General features: G+C 39.5%; 2 protein-coding genes. Both read left to right on the top strand.

The window, feature by feature from the left end:
- Window positions 1-779: hypothetical protein (locus BKL51_RS11845; protein ID WP_077464928.1), on the top strand; the 779-nt coding region annotated here is incomplete at its 5' end.
- Window positions 780-936: 157 nt separating this feature from the next.
- Entirely contained in the window at window positions 937-1,146 is a 210-nt protein-coding gene (locus tag BKL51_RS01160) for a hypothetical protein (RefSeq protein WP_077464929.1), read from the top strand.
- Window positions 1,147-1,266: the final 120 nt, after the last annotated feature.

Genomic DNA, 1,266 nt, shown 5'->3' on the forward strand with positions numbered 1-1,266 from the left:
AAATACGCCGTTACAGTGATGCACAACTGCGTCAGTTTCTTTGGATGTGGTTTTTAGTGATTACTTTCTTTTGGGTATGGAATGCTATTGATCCCGAACAACCGCTACACCATAAAATGGAATGGGCTTGGAATTATGAGGCAAAAATAAACCATATAGTTTCTCTTTGGACATCGTCAAATAATCCGCTTTACACTAGAGACGGACAATTGCTTAGTGAATATAAAAATGAGCTGTCTTCTAGTATAAAACAAGATATTTTCAATGCTTGGCTATTATTAAGTGTACCATTATGGTTTCTATTCTTACTTATTGCTCCCGACTGGCGCCCATTACGTATCGACACAAAACGGCGCATTGCCTATTTTTGGCAATTCGGCAAGTTTTATATTACCCGCTACGATGAAAGAACCAACCCACTCAGCGCATTCAAACCTGATTTTCATCATTCAAGTTTAGTTAAGCCCGAACATGCGGCATTAATTCTTTCTATACAGCACGAAACCGATCCCGATAAAACGGCAAATGTGGATTTGGGCATCTACCGCCCTGCCTGTGATTTTCAAGATCAAGTATTAAGAGAATTTTTAACCGACTATATGCAAAGCCTAAATCCCGATGAAGAATTTGCTCACTACTTCAAAAAAGAAAAACGCTTATGGTCGGACTATATTAACTTTTTTTATCATTTAAGCCTGTTCCCCACCCGTGGCTACAACGAAAAGAAAACCGAAGCCAAAATCCAACAATGGCTTGAAAACAACCCTGAGATTTATTAAAAACGTGACTATTTTTGACCGCACTTTTGAGGTAGGGACGCCACGCTGGCGTCCGTAAAAAATTAAATAATTTCATAAAATTGAATGGCGACAACAAACGGTATGGGGTTCACCGGGCGAACGTGGCGAACAATTTTCGGATTTAGGCTCGGCAAAAGTGAAGAAAAAACGCATACTGTCAAACTGTATTGAGCTTGATTTTTCCGACGTACCCTCTATTGGTGCGACAACACCTGCGCCCGATTGGCGTAACCAAGGGAGAACCGTTATCGCCACGCAAGGCGTATTAACCTTAAAATACCCGAAATTAGGTTCTTCGACGGACTATTTTATTGTTCAACGTTTATTTAGAAAAAATGAAATTTAGGAGATATTGTGTTTAATTTCAATAAGCAAACGACATCTTATACACCCGATACGATCTCAAGAAATATCAAGCGGGTTAGAAAGGGAGTGATTGAAATACGTCGTTATAGTGAGGCTAAAT

The organism is Rodentibacter sp. Ppn85 (genome assembly GCF_001999335.1).
Taxonomy (GTDB): Bacteria; Pseudomonadota; Gammaproteobacteria; order Enterobacterales; family Pasteurellaceae; genus Rodentibacter.